General features: G+C 73.2%; 23 protein-coding genes. 11 read left to right on the forward strand and 12 right to left on the reverse strand.

Annotated features, from left to right (window positions below):
• Positions 1-56: 56 nt before the first annotated feature.
• Entirely contained in the window at positions 57-842 is a 786-nt protein-coding gene (locus ACZ6BB_RS18370; protein ID WP_471616201.1) for an alpha/beta fold hydrolase, read from the reverse strand.
• 93 nt (positions 843-935) lie between these two features.
• Between ACZ6BB_RS18370 and ACZ6BB_RS18375 the strand changes: the two genes are divergently transcribed.
• Positions 936-2,369: an aminotransferase-like domain-containing protein gene (locus tag ACZ6BB_RS18375; RefSeq protein WP_471616202.1), complete on the forward strand. Its 1,434-nt coding sequence runs from the start codon at positions 936-938 to the stop codon at positions 2,367-2,369.
• On the opposite strand, the gene ACZ6BB_RS18380 is transcribed toward ACZ6BB_RS18375, so the two are convergent.
• A complete protein-coding gene (locus ACZ6BB_RS18380; protein ID WP_471616203.1) occupies positions 2,284-3,297 on the reverse strand; it encodes a hypothetical protein in 1,014 nt (337 codons plus the stop codon). The two genes, ACZ6BB_RS18375 and ACZ6BB_RS18380, sit on opposite strands and share 86 nt — an antisense overlap.
• A 224-nt stretch (positions 3,298-3,521) precedes the next feature.
• On the opposite strand from ACZ6BB_RS18380, the gene ACZ6BB_RS18385 reads away from it, so the two are divergent.
• Positions 3,522-4,025: an SH3 domain-containing protein gene (locus ACZ6BB_RS18385; protein WP_471616204.1), complete on the forward strand. Its 504-nt coding sequence runs from the start codon at positions 3,522-3,524 to the stop codon at positions 4,023-4,025.
• A gap of 94 nt (positions 4,026-4,119) precedes the next feature.
• Here ACZ6BB_RS18385 and ACZ6BB_RS18390 read toward each other — a convergent pair whose 3' ends face one another.
• On the reverse strand, positions 4,120-4,560 hold the full coding sequence (locus ACZ6BB_RS18390; RefSeq protein WP_471616205.1) for a hypothetical protein: 441 nt from the start codon (positions 4,558-4,560) through the stop codon (positions 4,120-4,122).
• A gap of 203 nt (positions 4,561-4,763) precedes the next feature.
• Here ACZ6BB_RS18390 and ACZ6BB_RS18395 point away from each other — a divergent pair, with 203 nt between their 5' ends.
• Both ACZ6BB_RS18395 and ACZ6BB_RS18400 read left to right on the forward strand, forming a co-directional pair.
• On the forward strand, positions 4,764-5,990 hold the full coding sequence (locus tag ACZ6BB_RS18395; RefSeq protein ID WP_471616206.1) for a PP2C family protein-serine/threonine phosphatase: 1,227 nt from the start codon (positions 4,764-4,766) through the stop codon (positions 5,988-5,990).
• 127 nt (positions 5,991-6,117) lie between these two features.
• Complete coding sequence (locus ACZ6BB_RS18400; protein WP_471616207.1) at positions 6,118-7,323, forward strand: hypothetical protein; 1,206 nt, start codon at positions 6,118-6,120, stop codon at positions 7,321-7,323.
• 209 nt (positions 7,324-7,532) lie between these two features.
• Here the strand turns inward: ACZ6BB_RS18400 and ACZ6BB_RS18405 are convergent, their stop codons facing one another.
• The 3 genes from ACZ6BB_RS18405 to ACZ6BB_RS18415 all read right to left on the reverse strand — a co-directional run bounded on the left by ACZ6BB_RS18405 (position 7,533) and on the right by ACZ6BB_RS18415 (position 12,110).
• Positions 7,533-9,074 carry a sensor histidine kinase gene (locus ACZ6BB_RS18405; protein ID WP_471616208.1) on the reverse strand — a complete coding sequence of 514 codons (1,542 nt, stop codon included), beginning with the start codon at positions 9,072-9,074 and terminating at the stop codon, positions 7,533-7,535.
• Positions 9,075-9,153: 79 nt separating this feature from the next.
• Positions 9,154-9,921, reverse strand: coding sequence for a response regulator transcription factor (locus ACZ6BB_RS18410; RefSeq protein ID WP_471616209.1), 768 nt, complete (start codon positions 9,919-9,921; stop codon positions 9,154-9,156).
• Between the two features lie 227 nt (positions 9,922-10,148).
• A complete protein-coding gene (locus ACZ6BB_RS18415) occupies positions 10,149-12,110 on the reverse strand; it encodes an Ig-like domain repeat protein (RefSeq protein WP_471616210.1) in 1,962 nt (653 codons plus the stop codon).
• Between the two features lie 319 nt (positions 12,111-12,429).
• Here ACZ6BB_RS18415 and ACZ6BB_RS18420 point away from each other — a divergent pair, with 319 nt between their 5' ends.
• The 4 genes from ACZ6BB_RS18420 (at position 12,430) to ACZ6BB_RS18435 (ending at position 16,847) form a co-directional block, all read left to right on the forward strand.
• A complete protein-coding gene (locus ACZ6BB_RS18420) occupies positions 12,430-13,188 on the forward strand; it encodes a membrane protein (RefSeq protein ID WP_471616211.1) in 759 nt (252 codons plus the stop codon).
• A 243-nt stretch (positions 13,189-13,431) separates the two neighbouring features.
• Positions 13,432-13,986, forward strand: coding sequence for a SigE family RNA polymerase sigma factor (locus ACZ6BB_RS18425; protein ID WP_471616212.1), 555 nt, complete (start codon positions 13,432-13,434; stop codon positions 13,984-13,986).
• Positions 13,983-15,368, forward strand: a complete 1,386-nt coding sequence (locus tag ACZ6BB_RS18430) for an outer membrane protein assembly factor BamB family protein (RefSeq protein ID WP_471616213.1) — start codon at positions 13,983-13,985, stop codon at positions 15,366-15,368. The genes ACZ6BB_RS18425 and ACZ6BB_RS18430 overlap by 4 nt, the downstream gene beginning before the upstream one ends.
• 126 nt (positions 15,369-15,494) lie before the next feature.
• On the forward strand, positions 15,495-16,847 hold the full coding sequence (locus ACZ6BB_RS18435) for a helix-turn-helix domain-containing protein (RefSeq protein WP_471616214.1): 1,353 nt from the start codon (positions 15,495-15,497) through the stop codon (positions 16,845-16,847).
• 7 nt (positions 16,848-16,854) lie between these two features.
• Here the strand turns inward: ACZ6BB_RS18435 and ACZ6BB_RS18440 are convergent, their stop codons facing one another.
• The 4 genes from ACZ6BB_RS18440 to ACZ6BB_RS18455 form a co-directional block, all read right to left on the reverse strand.
• Positions 16,855-17,616, reverse strand: coding sequence for a hypothetical protein (locus ACZ6BB_RS18440; protein WP_471616215.1), 762 nt, complete (start codon positions 17,614-17,616; stop codon positions 16,855-16,857).
• Between the two features lie 71 nt (positions 17,617-17,687).
• Entirely contained in the window at positions 17,688-18,245 is a 558-nt protein-coding gene (locus ACZ6BB_RS18445; protein ID WP_471616216.1) for a SigE family RNA polymerase sigma factor, read from the reverse strand.
• 129 nt (positions 18,246-18,374) lie between these two features.
• Positions 18,375-18,950 (reverse strand): hypothetical protein, encoded by a 576-nt coding sequence (locus ACZ6BB_RS18450; RefSeq protein ID WP_471616217.1) that lies wholly within the window; start codon positions 18,948-18,950, stop codon positions 18,375-18,377.
• 161 nt (positions 18,951-19,111) lie between these two features.
• Positions 19,112-20,125 carry a L,D-transpeptidase gene (locus ACZ6BB_RS18455; protein WP_471616218.1) on the reverse strand — a complete coding sequence of 338 codons (1,014 nt, stop codon included), beginning with the start codon at positions 20,123-20,125 and terminating at the stop codon, positions 19,112-19,114.
• A 152-nt stretch (positions 20,126-20,277) separates the two neighbouring features.
• Here ACZ6BB_RS18455 and ACZ6BB_RS18460 point away from each other — a divergent pair, with 152 nt between their 5' ends.
• The 3 genes from ACZ6BB_RS18460 to ACZ6BB_RS18470 all read left to right on the forward strand — a co-directional run bounded on the left by ACZ6BB_RS18460 (position 20,278) and on the right by ACZ6BB_RS18470 (position 22,729).
• On the forward strand, positions 20,278-20,781 hold the full coding sequence (locus tag ACZ6BB_RS18460; RefSeq protein ID WP_471616219.1) for a SigE family RNA polymerase sigma factor: 504 nt from the start codon (positions 20,278-20,280) through the stop codon (positions 20,779-20,781).
• Positions 20,771-21,580, forward strand: coding sequence for a L,D-transpeptidase (locus tag ACZ6BB_RS18465; protein WP_471616220.1), 810 nt, complete (start codon positions 20,771-20,773; stop codon positions 21,578-21,580). The genes ACZ6BB_RS18460 and ACZ6BB_RS18465 overlap by 11 nt, the downstream gene beginning before the upstream one ends.
• A 135-nt stretch (positions 21,581-21,715) precedes the next feature.
• Complete coding sequence (locus ACZ6BB_RS18470) at positions 21,716-22,729, forward strand: hypothetical protein (RefSeq protein WP_471616221.1); 1,014 nt, start codon at positions 21,716-21,718, stop codon at positions 22,727-22,729.
• Here the strand turns inward: ACZ6BB_RS18470 and ACZ6BB_RS18475 are convergent.
• Positions 22,689-23,285, reverse strand: a complete 597-nt coding sequence (locus ACZ6BB_RS18475; RefSeq protein WP_471616222.1) for a TlpA family protein disulfide reductase — start codon at positions 23,283-23,285, stop codon at positions 22,689-22,691. The two genes, ACZ6BB_RS18470 and ACZ6BB_RS18475, sit on opposite strands and share 41 nt — an antisense overlap.
• Before the next feature lie 17 nt (positions 23,286-23,302).
• Positions 23,303-23,818 carry a DUF3515 family protein gene (locus ACZ6BB_RS18480; RefSeq protein WP_471616223.1) on the reverse strand — a complete coding sequence of 172 codons (516 nt, stop codon included), beginning with the start codon at positions 23,816-23,818 and terminating at the stop codon, positions 23,303-23,305.
• Between the last annotated feature and the right edge of the window lie 22 nt (positions 23,819-23,840).

The following is a 23,840-nucleotide window of genomic DNA, read 5'->3' on the forward strand; positions in this document are numbered from 1 at the left end:
GGTCGCGCCCCGGGGGGAGCGCCGCATGTGATGTGGGCCAAACGGGTGAAAACCACTCATTCCAGAGTAGTCAGGAAAGCGGCCAGCGCCTTGTTGAACTCGTCCGGGCGCTCCAGGTTCGGCAGGTGGGCGGCGCCGTCGACGACATGGAGGGTGGAGTCGGGGAGGGCGGCGTGCATGGCCTTGGCGTCGGAGACGGGGGTGTACTCGTCGTCGGCGCCCACGACGACCAGGGCCGGCACGGTGACCCGGGTGAGCAGCTCCCGGTAGTCGGGGCGCTCGGCGCGGCCGCGCAGGGCCGCCGCCGCGCCCGCGGGGTCGGTCGCCGTCATCATGCGGCGCACATGGGCCGCGACCTCCGGGTCCGCGTACGGCGCGACCATCTTGAACAGCACCTCGTCGGCGTACCCCGTCATGCCCTCGCGCAGCAGCCGGTCGGCCATGGCGTTCCGGTCGCGCCGGCCCTCGGGCGTCTCGGCGGCGGGGAAGGTGTCGGCGAGGAGGAGTCCACGGACGCGGTGCGGGTACCTGCGGTAGCACTCCATCGCGATCTGGCCGCCCATGGACAGGCCCCCGAGGACGAAGTCGCTGATCCCGAGGTGGTCGAGGAGGGCGGCGATGTCGTCGGCGAAGGCGGACAGCGGGGTCACGCCCGGGACCACGGGGGAGGCGCCGTAGCCGCGCAGATCGGGGGCGACGACGCGACGGGACGCGGCGAACGCGGTGATCTGGGGGTGCCACATCGTGCGGTCGAAGGGGTGGCCGTGGACGAGGACCAGAGGGAGGGGGCGGGACGGGCCCGCTTCCCCTTCGTCCTCGTATGCGAGGAAGGCGGCGGTCATGATCCGACCCTAGGGTCGCCCCGTCGATCGGTGCAATAAAATCTTTGCCCTCGGTGCAATGTGGTGAGGGCCGGGAGAAGGAGGGGAACGGTCGTGGCCGACTACCGGCGTATCGCCGATCGCATCGCGGACGACATCGCCGCCGGGCGGCTGCGGCCCGGCGACCGGCTGCCGCCGCAGCGGGTGTTCGCGCGTCGGCGGGGGATCGCCGGGTCGACCGCCGGGCGGGTCTACGCGGAGCTGGTGCGGCGCGGGCTGGTCGTGGGTGAGGTCGGACGCGGGACGTACGTCCGGGCGGCGCCGCCCGGACCGGCCGGGAGGGCGCTGGCGGAGCCGGTCGGCGCCGCGCCCGTGAACCTGGAGCTCAACTACCCCTCCGTGCCGGGCCAGCCGGAGCTGCTGGCCGCCGGGATCGCGCCGCTGCTGCGGCCCGACGTGCTGTCGGACGCGCTGGGCACGGCCCCGGTGGCCGGCACGCCCGCCGCGCGCGAGGCCGCCGCCGGGCTGCTCGCCACGGCCGGCTGGCGCCCGGCCCCGGACCGGTTCCTCTTCACCGGGAACGCCCGCCAGGCCATCGCCGCCGCCCTCGCCCACCTGGTACGGCCCGGGGGCCGCGTCGGCGTCGAGGCGCTCACGTATCCGCTGGTCAAGGAGATCGCGGCGCGGCTGGGGGTGACCCTCGTACCGCTCGCTACGGACGGGGAGGGGGTGCGGCCGGAGGCGGTGGCCGCCGCGCACCGGGCGGCGCCGCTGTCGGCGGTGTACGCCCAGCCGACGTTGCACAATCCGACGTCCGTCACGATGGGCGATGCGCGCCGGAGCGAACTCGCGGGTGTGGTGCGGGAGTTGGACCTGCCGGTGATCGAGGACCGGATCTGGTCGTTCCTCATGGACGGGGACTGCGGTGCGGAGGAATGCGGTGCGGAGGGTTGCGGTGCGGGGTGCTCCGGGGTGGGGGCTCCGCCGCCGCTGGCCGCGTACGCGCCGGAGCGGGTGTTCGTCGTCGACGGGCTGTCCAAGCGGGTGGCGCCGGGCCTGACGGTCGGGTTCCTGGTGGTGCCGCGGGGACGGGCCGAGGGGGCGGCGGACGCGGTGCGTTCGGGGGGCTGGGCGGCGGGGCGGTTCGCGCTGGAGGCAGGGGTGCGGTGGATCGGGGACGGGACGGTCGGACGGCTGGTCGCGGCGAAGCGGGCCGACGCGGCGGCGCGCCGGCGGCTGGTCGCCGAGGAACTGGCGGGGTTCGCCGTACAGGGGGATCCGCGGGCGTACTACGCCTGGTGGGAGCTGCCGGAGCCGTGGCGGGCCGACACGTTCTGCGCGGCGGCGGCGGAGCGGGGGGTGGCGGTGACCCCCGGGTCCGCGTTCGCCGTCCCGGTGGTGGGGGCCGGCCGGGCGGAGCGGGAGGTGCGGGCCCCGGCCGCCGCTTCCGCGTCGGACTGCGTCAGGCTCGGACTCGCGTCGGTTCCTCCGTCGGAGCTGGCGGGGGCGTTGCGGACGCTCGCCGAAGTCGCACGAGGCGGTCCGTGAGCCAGGCGGTCGCGGCCACGGTGGTGCCGAGGCCCAACAGGCCCCAGGTCACACTGCGCAGGGTGGCGGTGAGCGCGTCGTAGACGGCGCCGGCGGCCGCGGGGGAGACGTCGGGCGGCAGGTCGGCCAGGGTGAGGTGGCGGCCGAGGGCCACGGCGACGCCGAGCAGCGCACCGCCGAGAGCCGTGCCGAGGCCCGTCGCGCAGACGGCCCGACGGCGCCTGGTCGCGACGAGAATGCCACCGGCGGCCAGCGCGAGGGCGCCGACCGGGAGCCAGAACGCGGCGATTTCGAGCACGCGGTATCCCTTTCGAAGCTGGACCAGTTCCGTGGCCGACAGCACCTCGACCTCGGTGTGGGCGACCGGGATGCGATGGGCGAACGGCACGTGGTCGCGGACGAGTTGACGCTTGACGAGTTCGCCGATCGGCGCGAGGTCGAGCGTCACCGGCCGGGCCTCCCCGCCGTAGGCGCCCCCGCCGTGTGCGCCCCTGCCGCCCGTGCCCCCGCCACCCGTGCCTCCGTCACCCACGCCTCTGTCACCCGCGCCCTCGCCCCCCGCGCCGTACGCGCCCTCCCCCCGCACCGCCGTCAGCACCGCGTCGTGCGCCGCCCGGTTCGTCAGGTGCCAGGCCGTGCGGAACGCCTCGGTCCGGGTGAAGGAGTGCGCCGCGTCGTGCGTGAAGTCCCGGACCGGCCCCCGCAGTCGAGGCCCCACCCGCACCTCGCGCAGGATCCCGGCGGCGACCGCGTCCGCGAGCGCCTCCCGGACGGCGGGGTCGGCGGCCAGCGGTGCCATGACGGCCTCGTAGCGCGTGCGGTCCGCGATCTCGTACGTCGCCCACGCGGCCAGCGCGCCCACCGGCATGAGCAGGCAGGCGAGCACGGTCAGCGCGGACGACAGGGTGGCGCGGGCACGGGGGGACACCCCTCCAGGCAAGACCCCCGCCCGGCACCGCGCGAGCGCTGCCGCCCCGGGTGACTGCGAATGGCCCCCCAGGACAAGCCGAACGGGGAGACCGGGCGAGGCGGCCGGCCCCTGCCCGCGGGCAGGGGCCGTGCGGGGCGCCTCCGGTGGAGCACTCACCCGAACGGGTGTTACCTGGAGGGGAGGTGACAGGGGGTGGCGTGGGGGTGGTGAGGAGGCCGAGCATGCGTGGCAATTCGGGTACGCCGGTCCTGCGGGGCCTCGTCGCGGCCGGGATCACGGGCGGTGTGCTGACGGTGACGGCGCTCGGGACGGCGTCCGCGGCGGTGGACCGCCCGGCGGTCCGCTCCCACGGGGACCACGAGGGGTCCGTGCGCGGCACGATCGTCGCCCGCGGTGATCTGAACCTCCGCGAACAGCCGACCACGCACTCCCACGTCGTCGGCTACCTCGCGCCCGGCAGCCACACCCGCGTCGACTGCGTGGTGCGCGGTCAGAAGGTCTTCGGCGACCGGCACTGGTACTGGCTCGCCGACGCCCGCGGCTGGGCGAGCGCCGTGTACGTCGACACCCACGGCCGCTCCGTGCCCGCGTGCACGGACCCGTGCCCGCGCTGGAAGGACTGCGATCCCTGCCAGGACGGGCACGGGCACGACGACCGGAACGGCTCCGTCTCCTTCACCTGGACCTTCACGGCCTCCGGTACCTGGGAGTGGACGGAGGACTGAGGCGGAAGGCGGAACGCGGGAGGTGGAAAGCGGTAGGTGGAACGCGGGGGGACCTGAACCGGCGGACGGGTGCGAGGCGCGAGCGGCCGCCGGCTCACCGCAGCCGGTGGCCCTCCGCGTCCTCGTGCGTGTGGTAGCGGTAGAAGTTCACCACGAGGAATCCCGCCGCGACGGCGAGGGACATGGCCACGGAACGCAGCACGGAGTGCTGGGACGCCTGGCTGTAGAGGAACCCGAACGCGCAGCCCGCGAAGACGGCCCAGAGCGCGGCGTGCAGTTCGCGCGGCAGGCGCGGGGCCACGGTCAGCACGGCGATGTGGAGCGCCGCGAACACGAACGCGGTCACGAGGCCGAAGAGGACGTTCCAGCCGGTGATGGGGCCGGCGTCGCGGTTCATGGCCGCGGCCCAGTAGCCGTAGACGAGGCCGAGGACCACGGGCACGATCCGGTTCGCGAGCGCATGGGTGCGTTCGCTGAAGACGTCGGGCGTGGCCGGTACCACCGGCCTGCCCGGAGTGGGTGCCATCTGCGCCATGGGAGCACTCCTCTCTTCCCTCCCCCCGCGACTCTCCGCCCCGACTACCAGAGCACACCTGGGACGACCCCCTGGCAAGTCGGACGACGAAGGCTGTGACGGGAAGCGGGCGGCCGGGGACCCGGGGCCGGGCGGCGCGGTGCAGGGGCGCGGTGCGGGCTGCGCGGATGCGGGGGGCGTGGCGGCGTGCTTCGCTGAGGGGCATGCGGATGCGGATGCCGGGGCCGCGTGTGCGTCGGGAGCCGGACCCCGTCGAGCGGCACCCGCCGCTGCGGGTGCGGGGGCATGACATCACCTGGCTTCCGCCGCTGGTGGTGCTGCTCGCGGTGCCCGTGATCGACTGGTACACGGGAGGCGACTTCCGGATCATCTCCTGGCTGGTGCTCGTGCCGGGCCTGGCCGCCGCCGTGTGCGGGGTGTGGACGACGGCGCTGTTCGCGGTGCTCTCGATGCTCATGTACTTCGTGGGCGACAACTCCTGGCCGCACGAGTACCGCACCGGCCTGCCCGACTTCGTCCTCGTCGCCCTCGGTGGAATCCTCTCCGTGCTCGCGTGCGCGGTACGGGTGCGCGGGCAGGAGCGGATGCTGCACATGCGGGCCGTCGTCGACACCACCCGCCGTATCCTGCTGCGCCAGCTGCCGCCGGACGTCGGCGGCCTGGACCACGCCGAGATCTACCTCGCCGCCGACAGCCAGGCCCGCGTGGGCGGCGACTTCTACGACATCCAGCCCAGCCCGTACGGCACGCGCGTCGTCGTCGGCGACGTCCAGGGCAAGGGGCTCGCGGCGGTGGAGGCGGCGTCGGTGCTGCTCGGCACGTTCCGCGAGGCCGCCTACTGCGAGGCCGACCCGGTGACCGTGGCCGAGCATCTGGAGACGCGGATGGTGCGGCACGTGCGGTACTGCGCACACCTCGGCCGCGACGACTCCGAACGCTTCGCCACCGCCGTCCTCCTGGACTTCCCCGAACTGCGCAGTGAACGGACCGACTGGGGGCCGGACCTCACCCATCTCGACGCCGTCACCGTGGACATCGTCAACTTCGGCCACGAGCCCCCGCTCCTGGTCCGCCCCGACGGCGTACGCTTCCTGCCGCTGCGCGACGGACTCCCGCTGGGCCTCGGTGAGCTGAACCCGCGAACCCCCCGGACGGCCACGGTCCGGCTCGCCCCCGACGAGACGCTGCTGCTGGTCACGGACGGGGTGACGGAGGCTCGTGACGGCGACGGTGTCTTCTTCCCCCTGCGCGAGTACCTCACCCGCGCCCTCGTCGCCGGGCCGCCCGCCCTCGACCCCGCCTCCCTGGTCCGGCTCGTCCGCGACGGCGTCCTCGCCCACACCGGCGGCGGCCTCGACGACGACACGACGATCTTCGCGGTGCGCCGGGCGTCGGAGCCGGTGCGGAGGGCGCCGGGGGCCCCGCGGTGAGCGCACCCGCCACGCTCCCTCCCCGCCTCTTTCCCCGTTCGCACGTGCAGCGGTTACCGTGCTGGCTGGCGTCCGTGATCGGCGGGGAGCCGACGGGGAGTCGACGAGGAACGACGGGGAGGGAACGATGCCCGGAACAGTGCTGCTGCTCGCGGCCTCGCCCATGGGCAGGGGCTGCCTCGTGGACGCGGCCTCCGTGCTCCCCGTACTGGCGGCCGTCACACCCGAGGTGCTGTCCGGCACGGGCACGGCGAACGTCGTCGAGCTGGCCGATCCGCTGGAGCCGCAGGCCGTCCTCACCCGGCTGCGCGCGGCGGCCACCGCGCCGGGTCCGCTCACCGTCTACCTCACGGGACAGCTCCAACTCGACCGCAGACAGCGGCTCGTGCATCTGGCGCTGGCGCGTACGACGCCGGCGACCGTGCGGTACACGGCGTTCCCCTGGCACTGGATCGTGGAGGAACTGCGGCTGCGCGCCCCCGGATCCACGACCCTCTTCGTCGATCTGCACGCCGACGCGGAGGTGTGGCGGCAGCTGGCGGAACAGCCGCTGTCGGCCGGGCCCGGGGTGAGCCTGTACGGGCGGGTCGCGCCGCCGGCGGGCGGGGTGCGCCGGGCGGTGGCCCTGCCGGGGTACATGAAGGCGCTGGCGACGATACTGCGGAGCGGGCAGCGGCCGGCGGCGGCGGTCCTCCACGAGCAGGTGGTCGCGCGGGCCGGGGGGCACGGTGACCTCGTGCTGGCCCGGGACGCCACGGCGCCCGCGGCGGCGGCCCCGCACGGTGCGCCCGCTCCCGTGGCCGCCGCTCCCGTGGGCCCGGACCCCGTGGCCGCCGACCCCCACAGCGCCATCGCGGGTGCCGTCGAGGCCGGACGGCACGCCGAGGCCGACGGGCTCGCCGCCCGGTGGGAGCAGGGGGCGTTGCGGGAGTTCGGGGACGGGTCGGAGGAGGTGCTGCACTGGCGCGAGGTGCGGGCGGACCTGGCGATGTTCGCGGGGGACGCGGCCGGGAGCTGCGAGACCTGGCTGGGGGTCGCGGCGGCGCGGCTCGCGGCGGGGCGGCCCGCGCGGGACCCGGCGGTCGAGGCGGCGGTCGACCGGGCGCACCACCAGTGGGGCCTGGTCACGGACACGGGACGCGCCCTCGAACTCGGTTCCGTGCTGGTGGAGTTGCGCGGCCGGGTACCGGGCCGCCGGGCCGGGGCCCTGGCGCACGCCCGGCAGCGTCTGGCCGAACTCGGGCAGCGGGACGGTGAGTTGAGGTCGGCCCAGCACCTACCCGGTCAGCCGAGCCGGTCGATGAGCCGTCGTCCGTTCGTCGTAGATCGATGAGCCGTCGATCAGGGCGAATGCGGGGCCGACCTCGGAGGGGAGTCGTACGGGGTCGCACCGGCACTGCACAGGGTGGACACCGTACGTTGATCACTTAAGCGGTCGCCGTTCCGGAACGGATCGGAGTTCGATCAGAGAATGATCAGAAACTCCCCTGCCGTTCGCAAAGTCCACCCCCCTGTCACAACCCGTGGGCTACGACGGGTGGCTCAGGAGGAGGCCGGGATCAGCACCCTGAACCACGCCCCCCGGTGCGGCGGACGGGAGGGCTCCAGCGTGATCGTCCCGCCGTGGGCCGTCGCGATCGCCGCGACGATGCTGAGGCCGAGCCCGCTTCCGGCGGCCCGGGTCTCCTCACCGCGCACGAAGGGGTCGAACAGCCGGGCGCGCAGTTCGTCCGGGATGCCGGGGCCGTCGTCCAGGATCTCGATCACCCGGTAGCCGTCCTCCGTGCCGAGCCCCAGGGTCGTCGTCGTCCCCGGTGGCGTGTGGACCCGCGCGTTGGCCAGCAGGTTGGCGACCAGCTGATGCAGCCGTAACGGGTCGCCGGTGACCGTGTGGTCCCCGGGGGCGAGCAGCAGCCGCACGGGGTGACCGGGGTGGCAGTCGCGGGCGGCGGAGACCGCGTCGCGGCACAGCTGGGCCAGGTCCACGCAGGTCAGTTGCAGGGGCTGGCCGAGGTCGAGGCGGGTCAGGAGCACGAGTTCGTCGATGAGCGTGCTCATCCGGCCGACCTCGGTGGCGATCCGGCCGAGCGCCTCCTGCCGCATGGGCTCGTACGCGGGGTCGCCGACCCGGGCGAGTTCGGCGTAACCGGAGATCGTGGTCAGCGGGTTGCGCAGTTCGTGCCCGGCGGCCGCCATGAACTCCCGCAGCCGCCGCTCGGTGTCCTCCCGCTCTTCGACCTCACGGCGGCCGAGCCGGCGCGCGCCGAGCAGGACGGTGGCCAGGAGCGGGAGTGCGGCGGCCGTCTCGACCCGGAGGAGACGTTCGACCGCCCGCCGGTCCTCCGCCGTCGACCTCGCGGTGACGAGGTAGCCGCCCGCGTGGTTCGGGTCCGTCTCCGGCACCCGCACCACCAGTGCCCGGTAACTCCCCCCGAACGTCGACGGGTCGGTCCGCGCCGCGTACGCCTTCAGCCGGGCGGGCGTGAGCGCCGGGAAGGCGGGGAGCCCCTCGGACCCCGGGTGGCGCTCCACGACCCTGCCCTCGGCGTCGAGGACGAGGACCAGGTCGTTGCTGCCGAGGGGCGGGGCCGGGACGAGGGCCGGGGTGGTGGTGGGTGCGGGCGCCGGCACGGGGGCGAACGCCGAGGCCGGTGCCGAGGCCGGTACGGATGCCGGTGCCGTCACCGCTGCCGACGGCGGGAGCGATGCCGTGGTCACCTCCGGGTCCGGCACCGGGGCCGCCTGAGCACCCGGACGCGCACCCGGACCCGGCCGCCCACCGGGGCTCGCACCCGCGACCGGACCGCCGAAACCGCCGAGTGCGCTGGCCCGCGCTATCTCCTGGTCGGTGCGGGCGGTGAGTTGCTGGGCGAGGGTGTGGGCCGAGAGGGCGGCGACCGCGCCCAGCGTGGCGAGGGTGGCGATCAGCCAGAAGCCGACGGTGCGTCGGCCCGCGCGATGGGGGCGGATCGGCTGTTCCACGGGCGGCAGGGGGCGGCCGGGGGGCGGCCGGAGGCACGTGTCACTCGGCGCGAGCAGCCCGGCCGCCCTGATGTTCTCGCCCAGTCCGGTGAACCCGCTCATCCGACCAGCCCGTTCACGCCGTCCAGCCTTCCGTGGCCCTCGCCGTCGTCGCCCGCCCCTCCCCCGGAGGCTCCCTCTCTCAGTTCGTGCACAGTTGGTAGCCCACGCCCCTGACCGTCCGTATCAGGGACTGGCCCGGCTCACCCAGCTTGCGGCGCAGGTAGTAGATGTACGTGTCGACGACGCCGGACCCCTCGTCGCGGTGGTTCCACACGCGTTCCTGGATCTGGCCCCGGGACAGGACGCGGCCGGGGTTCTCCATGAGGTAGCGCAGCAGGGCGAACTCGGTGGTGGTGAGATCGACGGGCCGGTCGGCGGCCCAGACCTGGTGGGCGTCGGCGTCGAGCTGGACCGCCCCGGCGCGCAGACGGTTGCGGTCGGGGGCCGGCCTTCCGCCGCCGGACCGGCGCAGCAGGGCGCGGACGCGGGCGGCGACCTCCTTCAGCTCGAACGGCTTGGTGACGAAATCGTCGCCGCCCATGTCCAGGCCGCGCACCCGGTCGTCGACGCCGCCGAGTCCGGTGAGGAACAGGACCGGGACCGCGTTGCCCCGGTCGCGCAGGGTCCGGCACACCTCGAAGCCGCCCAGGTCGGGGAGGTTGACGTCGAGGAGGATCAGATCGGGGTCGTGGCGCGTGACGGCCTGCAGTGCCTGACGTCCGGTCGCCGCCGCGGTGACCTGGTATCCGAGGAACTCCAGCGCCATGGTCAGCATGGACCTGATCCCCTCCTCGTCGTCCACGACGAGGAGGCGCCCGGTGGGCCCGGCGGTGCCCGTCGGCGGGGACTGCGCGGCGGAAGTGGCTGGTGGGACTGCTGATGGGGCGGAGGGCACAGGGGTGGTCATGTCCTGTTCCTTTACGGCCGTGATCTCAAATTGAGATCTCAAGTTTCGGCAGAGTCCGTATCGTCACACGTACCGGCAGGTAACGGAGAGCGGTTCCGGATTCATCCGGAACAACCCGTTCCCCGCCTTCGTCCCCCTCCGTCCGCCGTGGCCGTGACAGCGGCGAGCGCCGCCGGTGGACCCGTGGATCCGCCCGGCGGCGCTCGCCGTGATGCCGTGACCTGCGTCTAGCTGGTGAAGATGAAGTACTTCCAGGCCCCGTACGTCGTGGTGTTGACGTTGTCGCCCGAGGTCGTGTCGTGGTACTCGGAGCGGAAACGGAGGCGGACGTTGGTGGTCGGGGTGCCGGTGAGGGTGATGTTCGACCCGCCCGACGTGCCCAGCGCGAAGTACTCGGAGCCCCAGTCCCGCCACGCGCCGTCGAGGTAGTACTCCAGCTTGAGGCGCTGCTGACGGTTCGGGTAGTACGTCATCACGGTCTTCAGGACGGGGTCCTTGGACTTGCGGATGTAGTGGTACTTATGGCCCCAGGCCGTCTGCGTCTTGTAGTGGCCCGAGATCGACGACGAGATCTTGACCTTGGTGTAGACGGTGTTCGTGACGGTCTTCGCCTTGTAGCGCGCGTCGCCCGCGAACTTCACCGAGAGCTTGGTGTCACGCTTCAGGTCGACGGTGGCCGACAGGTTCCCCTGCGAGTTCACCGTCCCCGACTTCACCAGCTTGTTCGGCCGGTCGGAGCCGTACGGGTCGGCCCAGATCTCGACCTTGCGGTTCTTGTACGTCGTGCCGAGGTGCGCGGTGAACTTCACGTCCGCGCCGTACGCGTAGGTCTTGCGGTTCTTGTCCAGCGTCAGCGTGGGCGTCGCCCGCGAGACCTCGACGGTGTCGGAGGCGGACGCGGCGGTGTGGTCCGCGTCCCCCGCGTACTTCACGGTGTACTTGACCTTGCCGCCGGCCGGCGGGGTGTCGGAGAAGCTGTAGCTGCCGTCGGCCGCCACGGTCACCGCGGCGAGGGCCTTGCCGGAGGTGGACTCCACGTCGGTGCGGGTCACCGTCAGCTTCACCCCGGCCGGGAACGCCGCCTTCGAGGTGACCTTGCCCTTGACCGTGAGCTTCTTGGCGCGGGTGGCCGTGGCCGGGGCGTCGACCGTGATCGTCGTGAGCGCCTTGGTGGGGGCGTCCAGCGTGCGCAGCGAGTACACGCCCTCGTCGTTGTACGTCACCGCGAACAGGCGGGAGCCGTCCGGCGCCCAGGCCAGGCCGGAGTCCGGCAGCTCGTCGCCGCCACCGCCGCTCCCGGTGTTCGGGAAGTCGTACTCCCGGATCGCGGTGGTGGAGCCCGGCTCGTAGATGTAGATGTCGGGCTCGTAGATGCCGTCGATGCCCGCCGCGACCGTGCCGTCGGGCGCGATGGCGACCGAGTTGGGGTAGGTGTCGCTGGCGTAGGTGCCGTCCGGCGTCAGGTCGGAGGTCTTGAAGACCTGGTGGTGGTACGGGGATCCGCTGGCCACGACGACGCGCTGCCCGTCCGGGGCGACCGCGAGGTCGCCCATGTTCCCGCCGTTCGTGTCCACGGCGGCCGTACGGGAGGCGGTGCCCGTGGAGACGTCGTACACGGCCAGCTTGCTGCCGCCGGGCTCGCCCGCGACCAGGGCGCCGGAGCCGGGGGCCGCGTCCAGGATCGGCGCGTAGTACCAGAGGTGGGTGGTGTCCTGGTCGAGGGCGACCACGGGCTCCTCGCCGGACAGGTCCAGCGAGCCGATGTCGCCGTCACCGGCCGCGCCGTAGCCGAACCAGACCTTGCCGCCGGCCAGGGCCAGGCCCACCGGGGCGTCGCCCACCGGGTAGCGGGCGGACTCGGTCTCCGTCGCCGTGTCGACGGCCACGATCGCGTCGGCGCCGCGCACGGCCCCGTACAGGGTGCCGGAGTCGGCGGACAGCTCCAGGCCCTGGACGCCAGGCAGGTTCGTGAACTGCTTGCGGACGATGCCGTAGTAGTCGGTGACGACGATCTTGCCGCTCGTCGGGTCGCTGATGAAGACCCGCTGGTGGACGCCGTCCACCACGATGTCGGCGCTCGACGCGACCGGCAGGACCTTCGTGCTGTCGGCGGACGCCGTCGGCGCGACCGTGAGTGCGGCGGAGCTGAAGAGGACTGCCAGCGCGGTGGCAGCCGGAAGAGTGCGCATACGCACGGTGTCGAACCCCCCGGTACGAAGAAGTGGGTGCGTCGTCGCGCGGGGCCGGTGTGTTCGACCTGTGCGGCGCGTGTGACGCATGTGAAGCGTGTGCGAAGACTAAGTCATGCCACTGACAAGAGGGTCACAGGGGGTGGTGGAGAACTCAAAGCATTTACGTGACGGACGTCCACTCCGGCGCACGCGCCGTCCGCGCACCCCGCGCGCGGTCACCCGAACGGCCCTGAACTGCGCCGTCACCCGGTCGGCCCACTGCTATCCACAAGGGGAGGGGACGTATCCGACGTACCCGCGAAGGGAAGAACCACCCATGGTCAGCCTGTCCGTCGACGTGTCCGTCGACTTCACCCGGGGCCTGAACGACGCCTGGTCCAAGGTCGCGCAGTTCGTTCCGCAACTCGCCGCCTTCCTCGTCATCCTGGCCGTCGGCTGGTTCGTCTCGAAACTGATCGCCCGCGTCCTCGACCGCGTCCTGCGCAAGGCCGGCTCGGAGCGCCTCTCGGAGCGCGCCGGAACGTCCCGCCTGCTCCAGGACTCCTCCTACGACCTGACCGGCATCCTGCGCCGGATCGTGTACTACGCGCTGATGCTGCTCACCCTGCAGTTCGCGCTCGGGGTCTTCGGCACCAACCCCGTCAGCGCGATGATCAACGACATCGTGGCCTGGCTGCCGCGCGCGGTCGTCGCCGTCGTGCTCGTCGTCGTGGCGATGGCCATCGCCAACGCGGTGCGCGGCATCGTCGGGGGCGCGCTCGCCTCCGTCTCCTACGGCCGGACCCTCGCGACCGCCGTCTGGGCCTGCGTCGTCGGGCTCGGCGTCATCGCGGCGCTCGGCCAGGCCGGCATCGCGCAGGACGTCACCCAGCCCGTTCTCTACGCCGCGCTCGGCACGGTCGCCGGGATCCTCGTCGTCGGTGTCGGCGGTGGGCTGATCGGGCCGATGCGGCAGCGGTGGGAGCGGGCGCTGACGACGGTGGAGCGGGAGACCGTGCACGCGCGGGGGAGCGTGGCGGCGTACCGGGAGGCGCGCGAGAGCGTCCCGGCCAGCCGTCCGACCGCCGACGTCTGAGGGCCGACCGCCGATGTCTGACGGCCGACGTCCGACGGACCGGCCACCGTCATCCGACCGTTGCCGGCACCTGTCGGCATCCGACCGCACACAGGTCCCCGCACCCCTTCGAAGGGGTGCGGGGACCCCTGCGTTCCGCGGCCGCGTACCTCTCTCCCCGGGACGGACGCACAATCTCCCTCGAAGAGGGATAGCCGTGCGCGGCCCGGCACGTCGTGAGGGGTGCCGAGAAGGGGAGGGTCGATGAAGGCATCGAGTCACGACGAGTTCCGTGAATTCGTGGCGATGCGCTCCACCGCGCTGCTGCGGCTCGCGGTGCTGCTCACCGGTGGGGACCGCCACGGAGCGGAGGACCTGCTGCAGATCGCGTTGATGAAGGTCTACGGACGCTGGTCGAGCATCGAGCAGCCCGAGGCGTACGTGCGCCAGGTCATGTACCGCCAGCAGGTCAACCGCTGGCGGCTGCGCGGACACCGTGCGGAGACGTCGGTGCCCGTCCTGCCCGAGTCGGGCACCGACGCCGACGCCGGGGCGGAGTCGGAGCTGCGGATCGCGCTGTGGGCGGCGCTCGGCCGGCTGTCGAAGCGCCAGCGGGCCGTGGTCGTCCTGCGCTACTTCGAGGACCTGCCGGAGGCCGAGGTCGCGGCGCTGCTGAGGTGCCCGGTCGGCACCGTGCGCAGCACGGCACACAGATCGCTCGCCAAGCTACGGGCCCTCGTACCGGAACTGGGGCCCGCCGGGTCCGCTCAGGAGCAGGCACAGCAGCTCGCGTTCACGCCGAAGGGGGCCCAGGGATGACGACGGAGCAGATGGAACGGAAGATCCGGGAGACGCTGCACGCCGTCGACCTGGACCGCGTACGGGCGCCCGGCGACCTGGTCGAGAAGGTGGTGCGGCGGCGCGCCCGGCGCCGCTTCTCGCAGGTGGCGGGGACGGCGGCGGCCGTGGCCGGGATCACCGTGGCAGCGGTGTTCGGTTTCGGGGGCGGCCAGGGGAGCGACCCGGACCGGCCGGTGCGGCCGGCGGCGCAGTCGCCGGAGGGCTGGCATCCCTGGCGGATCGACGCCCGGGGCGCCGTCGACCGGGGCTGTCTGGTGGACGGCTCCGCGCTGTACTGCGCCGGGTACAAGTACGACGCCGTGAAGTTCGACGCGAACACCGGTAAGCGGCTGTGGACACGCAAGGCGATCGGCGACGGCTCCGGGCCCGTGTCCGTGTCCAGCCGACCGGTCGGCGTGCGCGACGGCGTGCTCTACACCTACGGTGCCCACACCGCCGAGAAGGACTCCAAGGGGAACTATGCCCCCGGCACCGACCTGATGGCGGTGGACACCGGCAGCGGCAAGGTGCTGTGGACGGTGGAGCTGGCGAGCGACAACCGCGACGACCAGGCCGTCCTGCTCATCGACGGCGCGGTCCTGGCCAACACCCCGAGGGACCGGACGCTGTCGGCCGTCGACCCGCGGACCGGCAAGGTGAAGTGGCGCCACAGCTGGGGCAAGGGCATCTGGTGCGACCGGGTGGTGCTGAGCGGCGTCCCCTACCTGCTGTGCTCGCCGGAGACCAAGAAGCCCGGCCCGACCGATGTCCTCCGGCTCGACCCGGCCACCGGACGGACCACCAAAGTCACGGCCCTCTCCGGCAGGCAGCAGATCGTCGGGACCTGGGGGGACCGGATCGTCCTGACCAGGATGCCGACACGGTCGAGTGTGGTCGTCGAGACGGAGGAGCAGAAGGCGAGGACCGAGAGGCTGACCGTCGTCGACAGCTCGGGCAGGCAGACCCCGCTGTCCTACCCGGTCCGGGGAGACACGGCCACCAAAGCCCTCGTCGGGGACCGTCTGATCTCCGTGTCCCGTGCGGGCCAGGCGTCCTCCTACTCGCTCACCACGGGAAAGGTCCTGTGGACCGCCCCGGTCGGCATCAAGGTGCCCGACTCCGAGGCGAACTGGCCCGACCTGGCGAGCCCGGTGGCGTCGCCGCACCGGAACGTCGTGTACTTCTTCGGCCCGGACGGCGATCTGTCCGGCCTCGACGCGGACACGGGCGAACGGATCTGGCGCGGACACGTCGACGCCGGCAAGCACGGGGCCATGCCCCAGGCCCTGCTCCACGGGGACGTCCTGATCGCCCGGAGCGGCAACCGCATGGTCTCCCTCCTGCCCAGTCTGGACGGCTGACCAGACGGCCCCAGCCTGGACGACTGACCACGCGCTCCTGGCCGGGACAGCAGTCTCCGTCCCGGCCAGGAGCGCGAGTTGCGGTAAAGCGGCCGGTGTAAGCAGGGTTACTGGCATGCTTACGCCATGGCAGGTACGGCCGAGCGTGACGATCCCGAGGTCATCGGGCGCAGAGTGCAGCAACTGCGGACGGAACAGGGCCTCACACAGCGTCAGTTGGCCGAACCGGCATACACCCCGGCGTACATCTCGACCCTGGAGGCGGGCCGTGTCCGGGCCTCCGAACCGGCCCTGCGGCACATCGCCGAACGGCTCGGTGTGGGCTACGAGGAGCTGGCCACCGGCCGCCCCGCCGGCTTCGCCACCGAGCTGCGGCTGCGTCTGACCGGCGCCCAGCGCACCCTCGCCGGCGGCGCCACGGAGGCCGCGGCCGAGGAGTTCTCGGCCGTCCTCGCCGAGGCGGAGGAGTACGGACTGGTCGCCGAGCAGGCCGACGCGCTGCTCGGACTCGGCGAATGCGCCCTGGAGACCGGGGACCTGGAGAGCGCCCGGCTGCGGTTCGAGCAGGTCGAGCAACGTCTCGGTGACGCCCCGCTGCCGGCCCGTGTCCCCGCCCTGCGCGGTCGCGCCACCGCCCACTACCTCGCCGGTGAACTCCGCTACTCCTGCTACCTCTACGAGTCCACCCTCGACGAGCTGAACCGCAACGGCATGCACGACCCGGACGCCTTACTGCTCCTCTACACCGGCGTCATCGCCCCCTACATGGACATGGGCGCCCACGCCCGCGCCGCCCAGGCCGCCGAGCTGGCCCTCGCCCTCGCCCCGCGCTCCGGCGACCCCGCCCTCGTCGCCCGTATGCACCGCTCGGTCGCCCGCACGATGATCGCCGAGGGCCGGATCGCCGAGGCCGACGCCTCGCTCGCCAAGGCCTCCGAGCTGTACCGGCAGCTCCAGATCCGCACCGAACTGGCCAACTGCCACTGGATGCGCGGCTATCTCCACGCCCAGAACGGCGACTATGCCCGCGCCGAGGAGGAACTGCGCGAGGCCCGCCGCATGCTCTCCGCCAAGCGCGCCGCCCTCTACACCAGCCAGGTCGCCGTCGAACTCGCCGACGTCCTGCACCGCCGCGGCAAGTCCGAGGAGGCCGCCGAGCTGCTCCGCGAGGTCCTCAGCGACCTCAGCTCCGAACGCGGCGCCCTGCACTCCGCCGCAGCCCACCGCCTCCTCGGCATCATCGCCGAGGACGCCCGGAACGCGGACACCGCCGAGGAACACTACGTTCGGGCGCTGAGCCTGCTGGAACGCGCGGGCGCCGCAGGAGACCTGGCCGACCTGTGCCGTCTGCTCGGGGACCTGTACCGGCGTTCCGGCCGCGTCGAGGCCGCCCTCGACGCCTATCGCACCGGCCTCGGCCACCGCACCGCCCCGGGCACCACCACCCTCGGCCCCGCCCCCGCGCAGCCCCCTCTGTGACGGCGGTTCAGCCGTCGAACGTCCGCGACACGAGGACGGTGCCCTCCTCGTCGTACACCGTGACCTTCTCGGTGAGGCTCCGCAGGCGCTCGGCGTGCGGGGTCCGCGCCTCGCGGTGCGTGAGCACGTACCAGGCCCCCCACTCCTTGTTCCCGGACAGCCGCAGGACCGTGCCGTCGAGGGTCCGGCCGTCACGGAGTTCGAGCCGTACGCCGGCCGCCGGGGTCCGGGTGCCGAAGTAGAGGCCGGACAGGAGGGCGTAGTCGGTCCCCGACACCGCCTCCTGCATCGCGGCTCCCGGACGGCTCCTGTCGATGTCCTCGTCGAGCAGGTTCTGGAACTCGACGAGGTCGGACATCAGCGGCTCGTACGCGTGCTTGCCCTTGCTGGTCAGCCAGACCTGTGTGCCCATGCCGACGTCCACGCGCTCGCCCGGCTCGACGACACGCGTCTGCCCGGCGTACGGTCCGGCGATCCGGGCGGGCGTGAGCGAGGCGTTCGCGGTCGGCGCCGGCGGGGCCATGGGCTGGACGGTGGCGGGCGGGCCGCCGGGCCGGAGCGCCAGCACCACGGCGAACGGGAGCAGCAGCAGTGCGCAGCCCGTGCTCAGCACGGCGGCCCGGCGCCGCCGCCGGACGGCCCGGCCGTCGCGCTCGATCGCCCGCAGCGGCACGGCCTGCGGGGTGATGTCGTACGCGGCGTCGGCGAGGGCCTCGCGCAGCAACCGCCCGGTGCCGGCGTCGTACGCGCCGTCCTCGACCGTACCCACGTCCGTTCCGCCTCCTTTCCCTGTCCCTCGTGCTGCGGTGGTGTCCGGGCCGGTCCCGGGGGTGGGCTGGTTCATGGGCGGGCTCCGGAGACGGGCGAAGGGGCGGCGGCGTGGGCGGCGCCGGCGAACTCGGGGTGCGCGCGCAGGGCCTGCAGGCCCCGGCGGATGTGGGTCTTGACCGTGCCGAGGGAGCAGCCGAGCAGCTGGGCGATCTCCATCTCGCCGAGGTCCTCCCAGAAGCGGAGCACCAGCACGGACCGCTGACGGGCCGACAGGGCGGCCAGCGCCTGGGTGACGGCGGCCCGTTGGGCGATCGACTCGGCGTGCCCGGCGTGCCGCTCGTGCATCCGCTCGGGCAGGAACGGCGTCAGCAGATGGGCCACGCGTCTCTTGCGTACGCGGCTGATGTTGTTGTTGACCAGCGAGCGCCGTACGTAGAAGTCGACGTCGTCGCGCGGTATGCGCCGCCAGCGGGCGTACACCTTCGCCAGGGTGGTCTGCACGAGGTCCTCGGCCTCGTGGAAGTCTCCGGTCAGCATGTGCGCGGTGCGCACCAGACGGGGCCAGGCGGCGGTGGCGTACGCGGCGAAGTCGGCGGCCTCCGGTGATCCTGGTTTCTCCTGCGGCACGGGCGACGGTCCTCGGGGCTCGGGAACGGGGGAGCATGCCGTGCGGGAGCGGGGTGGTCAAGTCCCGCTCCCGCACGGTCGTTTCGGCACGGTCATCGCGGCAGGGTCACCGCGGCGCGGACGCGGCGGTCAGCGCAGCCGCAGCCGGGAGTAGACGCCGCCCTCGGTGTCGTGGACGGTCACCCCGCGCAGGAACTCCTGCCCGTCGTCCACCGTCGGCAGATCCGCGACGGCGTACCAGACGCCCCAGCCCGGCTTCCCGGGCAGTTCGATCAGCTTGCCGTGCACCGGGCCCGTGCTCGTCCGGACCGTCACGCGGGAGGCGGTCCCCTTGCCTCCGTAGTAGACGCCGGAGAGGTAGTAGCGCCCCTCGAAGGCGGACGCCTGGAGGGACACCCCAGGCCGGGACAGGTCGATGTTGCCGTCGACGACACTGCGGAACTGCGGGAAGTCCGGCAGGTCCGGCTCCAGCCAGTGCTTCCCCTCCGCCGTCATCCAGAACTCGAATCCCGGCGCGGCGACGACGTGCTCACCGGGCTGGACGATGCGCGGAGTCGGCGCCTTCCTGGCCGCCGCCGCGGCCTCGGCGACCGCCACCGCCGTGCCGGCGCCGTGCGCCGCCTCCCCCCGCGAGGCGGCGTACGACGTCGTCGACGCCCCCGCCAGCAGCGTGGTCAGCGCTGCGACGGCGACGAGTGTGTGCATCCGTGTCATGGTCATGAACGGACGACCCCCAAAGGTGTGTTGGCTCAGGTGCGTTGGTCTGACACTCCTGAAACCCGGGAGGCGTACGGGACGGATGACACCGGCGGGACTTTTTCTCCGCGGCTTCTCCCGTCGCCTTCCCTCACACCCCTCACCTCGGCTCAGTGCAGCGCGCTGCCCTCCTTCCACTTCTCCCAGCCCAGGTTCCAGTCGCCGTACCCGTTGCCGACGGCCACGGTCTCCTTCGAGCCGGTCACCTTCACCACGTCACCAGGGATGACCTGGTCGTAGAACCGCTTCGCCGTGCCGTCGTCCGCGAGACCCACACAGCCGTGGGTGACGTTCTGGCGGCCCGCGTACGTATTGGCCTTCGGGTTCTCGTGCAGATACGTGCCGGAGGTGGTGAGGTGGACCGCGTTCGCGTACCAGCCCGCGTACGAGTCGCCGTAGCCGACCGTGGTGGAGTCCATGAACACCCGGCTCTGCTTGTCGGAGACGACCATCGTGCCGTTCCACGTGTCCATGCCGGGCGCGCCCGTGGTGACCGGGATGCGCTCGGTCGAGCCGTCCTTCTCGACGGTCATGACGTGGCGCCGCACGTCCACCGTGGCGACGAGCGAGCGGCCGATCGTGAAGTGCCGCTCCAGACCCGCTCCCACCTCGACGGTGACCTTCGTGCCGGGCTTCCAGTAGGCGCGGGGACGGTAGTCGACCCGCTGCCCGTCGGCGAGGTTGTGGTCCTTGACCCAGCTCCAGGACCCCTCGGTTCCGTTGTCCGTGCGGACCTTCAACTCCCTTTCCACCCTCGCCCGTTCGGCCTGCGCGACAGGCCGGTCGAAGGTGACGGATATCGGCATGCCGACACCCACGGTCTGCCCGTCGGCGATGTTCACGCGCACGCCCTCAAGGGCCTTCGGCGGGGTGGGAGTCGGCGTCGCACGCCCGGCCCCGGTCTTCCCCTCGCCCCCCGAGTCCGCCCGGACGTGCGCCTTCGGTATCGCGCTCGGCCCCTCGACCCGTACTCCCTCGCCGATCCCCGCGCAGCCCGTGAGCGTCAGCGCGAGCGCGCACGCGGCCGTCGCCGCGAGCGCGTGGACGAGACGCCGGGTCCGCCTCCTCCCCGTGGTCCCGCCTTCCGCGGCTCTCTTCCCCGAGCCGCCGTTCCCCGTGGTCATGGTCCCCCCAGTGGTCTTACGACCAGATGTCCGACGCGGTGTGATTCCGCGATGTGTTTCGATGTGTGGCGTACGTACGGGACCTGTACGCACGACGGGGGCGGCCGGGTTGCACGGCGATGCGAGGAACTTCGGGAAAGACGGCGGGGGGCATGACCGAGGAAGAGTTCGACACGTTCTACGCGACCGCGTTCCCCCGGCTGACCGGCCAGCTCTTCGCCTTCACCGGGGACCACGGGGAGGCACAGGACGTGGTGCAGGAGGCCTTCGTACGGGCCTGGGACCGGCGGCGGGACTTCCTCGCCGAGGGGGCGCCCGAGGCGTGGATCCGGACCGTGGCGATGCGGCTCGCGGTGAGCCGCTGGCGGCGGGCTCGCCGCTGGCTGGACCTGGTGCGCCGCACTCCGCCCGCGGAACACGTGCCGGGGCCCGATCCCGAGCGGGCGGTCCTGGTCGACGCGTTGCGCAGGATTCCGGAGGCACAGCGGATGGCGGTGGTTCTGCACCATCTGTGCGACTTGAGTGTGGAACAGGTAGCCTCCGAGACCGGCGCCCCCGTGGGCACGGTCAAGGCCCGGCTGTCCCGGGGCCGGGCGGCGCTGGCACGCGAACTGGCCCCCGGCGAGGGTGAGAAGGAGGACGGCCGTGTCCGATGAACTCACCGTCCGGCTGCGTGAACTGGCCGAGACCGCCGAGACCCCGCCGCCCGGGTCCGGTGCCGAGGTCCGCGCCACCGCGGGCCGCCGGCGCCGCCGGCGCCGTACGTCCGCCGCCGTCGCGGGCGGCTGCGCGGCGGCCGGCCTGGCCGCCGTCCTCACCCTGAACGTCGCCTCCCACGGCACGCCGCAGCGCCCGGCCACGGCCGCCAGCGCCTCGGCCAGCGCGACGGCGGGCCCCGACGTCACGGTGGACCTCTCGCGTCGCGTCCTCGTCTACGCCGGCCGTGAACTGCCCATCTCCGCAGGGAAGGACAGCACGCCGACGCCGACCGGCCTGATGAACGTCACCCGCAAGGTGGACACCCTGAGGGTCTCCAGCAAGACGGTCGGCCTCGGTGACGAGTACACGGTGAACCTGGACTGGGTCATGGAGCTGTCGCCCGTCGCGACGGGCGACACGGGCGAGGATCCCGGAGCGGTCGACGCGCGCGGCACGACGGAGGCGGGGGACGGCGGCGACTCGGGCGGCGGCACCGACACGAGCGGGAGGACGAGGCCGCAGCCGACGCGGACCGGAAGGCCGTGGTCGCTCTGGATCGCCGCCATCGCCCACAACGAGAAGGCCCCCGGCGCCCACGACGTCACCGACGGCTGGATCGGCCTGCGCACCGCCGACGCACGATGGCTGTTCGACCGGCTGCCCGAGGGCGCGGTCGTGGACATCCGGGACACGCGGGCGACCCCGTCCCCGTCCGCCAGCCCTTCCCCGGGCGACGGGCGGGTGCCTCGGAGCTAGGGCCCCAGCGGTACGGGGGCCGACTGCGGAGCCGTACGGGGGAGTGGCTCACCCGTACGCCCCCGTGCGCTGGTGGGCGGGCCCGGGTGGTGTTGGCGTGGGAGCGGAAACATCGTGCTCCCGGGAGGCTCCGCCATGCGTCGTCCGTACCGTGTTCTCGCCCGGGTCGTGGTCCTCGGGATGCTCGCGGGCGCGGCGGGCTGCTTCGTGGACGATCCGGGGCACCCGCGCGGCTTCCCCGAGGCGGCCGTCGACGACACGGCCTCCCCCTCGCCCTCCGCGCCGTCCGCCTCCGCCCTCACCGACGCCCGGGCCCGCAGCGCCCTGCTCCGCCAGGGCGACCTCGGCGACGCCTGGGCCGGCACCCAGGGCGCGGCGACCTGGCGGGACGGCCTCCTCAAGGGTCGCACCGACCGCCCCGAGTGCCAGGAACTCCTCGACGCGGTCTACGCCGAGGACGTCCTCGGCAAGCCCCGGGGCGGGACGGCCGTCGTGGGCTTCGACGACTTCGAGTACGGCGCCCAGCTGCGCTACCAGGTGGGCGCGTACGACCGGGCCGACGTCGACGCCCGGCTCGGACACCTCCGGCAACTCGTCGACGAGTGCGGGGAGTTCACCATCACCGGCGCCCAGGGCCGGGAGCACGGAGCCGAGGTCGCCCCCGTGGACCTGCCCGGCGACCTGGGCGACGCACGGCAGGGCCTGCGGCTGGTCGTCAGCGGTGACGTCGAGGGCGAGGACAGCGCCCTCACCTTCGACCTCGCGACCGTCCGTGTGGGCGACACCGCCGTCCTCGTCACCCACGGCGGCCTCTACGGCATCGACGACACCGCCACCCGCGACGCCGCGGTTGCGGGGGCGAAGCGGCTCCGGGACGTCCTGGAAAAGGAACGGCAGGGCGCGACGAAGGGCGAGAAGACCCCGAACAGGACGCCGAAGGCGAGTCCGGGGGAGAGTTCCGAGGGCGGCGGGACCACGCCACCGCCTTCCGAGGAGGACACCACGGAGGGCGACACCACCGAGGAGGATACCTCCGAGGAGCAGTCCCCGGACGGGACGTCCGCCGGCGAGGACGACTACTCCGACGAGGCCGGGCGGCCCGCCCCCGTCACCGGCCTGCCTCCTGCCCCTCCTTCAGCAACGGCGTGAGAATGGCCTTCAACCCCTTCTCGTCCAGGCGTGCTTGGACGGCACCCGCGATCCTGCCCGCCCGGTCGACGAACAGGGTGAAGGGCAGGAACTGCGGGTTCACCATGCCGCGCGGCAGTTCCAGGAACTGCCGGCCCTCCGGGTCGTGCAGGCTCGGGTAGGAGAGGCCGAACTCCCGTTGGAAGGCCCGCGCGTTCCGTCGTTCGATGTCGGTGCTGATCCCCAGGACCCGCACGCCCCGGTCCTTGAACGTCCGATACGTGCGCTCCAGGGCGGGTGCCTCGGCCCGGCAGGGACCGCACGAGGTGGCCCAGGCGTTCACCACGACGATCTCGCCCCGGTAGTCGGAGAGACGGGCCGGCTTCCCGTCGACCGTACGGCCGGAGAACGCGGGAGCGTCCGCGCGCTCGGCCACCGGAACGCGCTTGAACGGCTGGAACCGGCCCGACTGCGCCGAGTCCGTGTCGAGCTCCAGCGGTTCGCTCGTCGAGCAGCCGGACAGCGCGACCACGAGCGCGCACAGGGCCGCCAGCCGGGCCGTCTTCCTCGTGGCCATCGGGTGCTCCAGCTCCGTCAGTGGGTGTGTTGCGGCGGTGTCGTGGGAGCCGTGACATCGGAGGGAGCCAGACACTCGTTGTCCTGCTCGAGATGTCTCACGACGGGGGAGAGGCCCACGAGGACGGCGTCGGGGGCCGCCTCGCCGACGGTGAGTTGTATCTCGACGGACGGCTCCCGGCCGTAGGTCACCAGCACCTCCCGACCGTCGCCGTCCCTGCTCGTACGCCAGGCCCAGTCCACCCCGTCGACCTGGGTGCACGCGTCGTCGGTGGCGCCGAGCCGGGGGAAGCCGCAGCGCGCGACGACGGCCCCGTCCCCCCAGACCGCCGCGCCCTCCGTCGTGGTGTCCGACCGCTCCAGTCCGGCCAGCCGGTCGGGGTACCGCTCGCCGACCCTGGCGCAGGCGGGATCGTCGGCCAGCGGGGCGGCGGCGAAGGTGAAGGTGGGTGCGCTCAGCAGGTGCACCGTGACCGCGGCGGCGAGGGCGAGGGCGCCGACGGTCAGCACGGCGATCCGGGTGCGGCGGGACATGCCGAGATCGTACGGGGTGGGT

It is taken from the genome of Streptomyces sp. NPDC041108 (assembly GCF_055592645.1).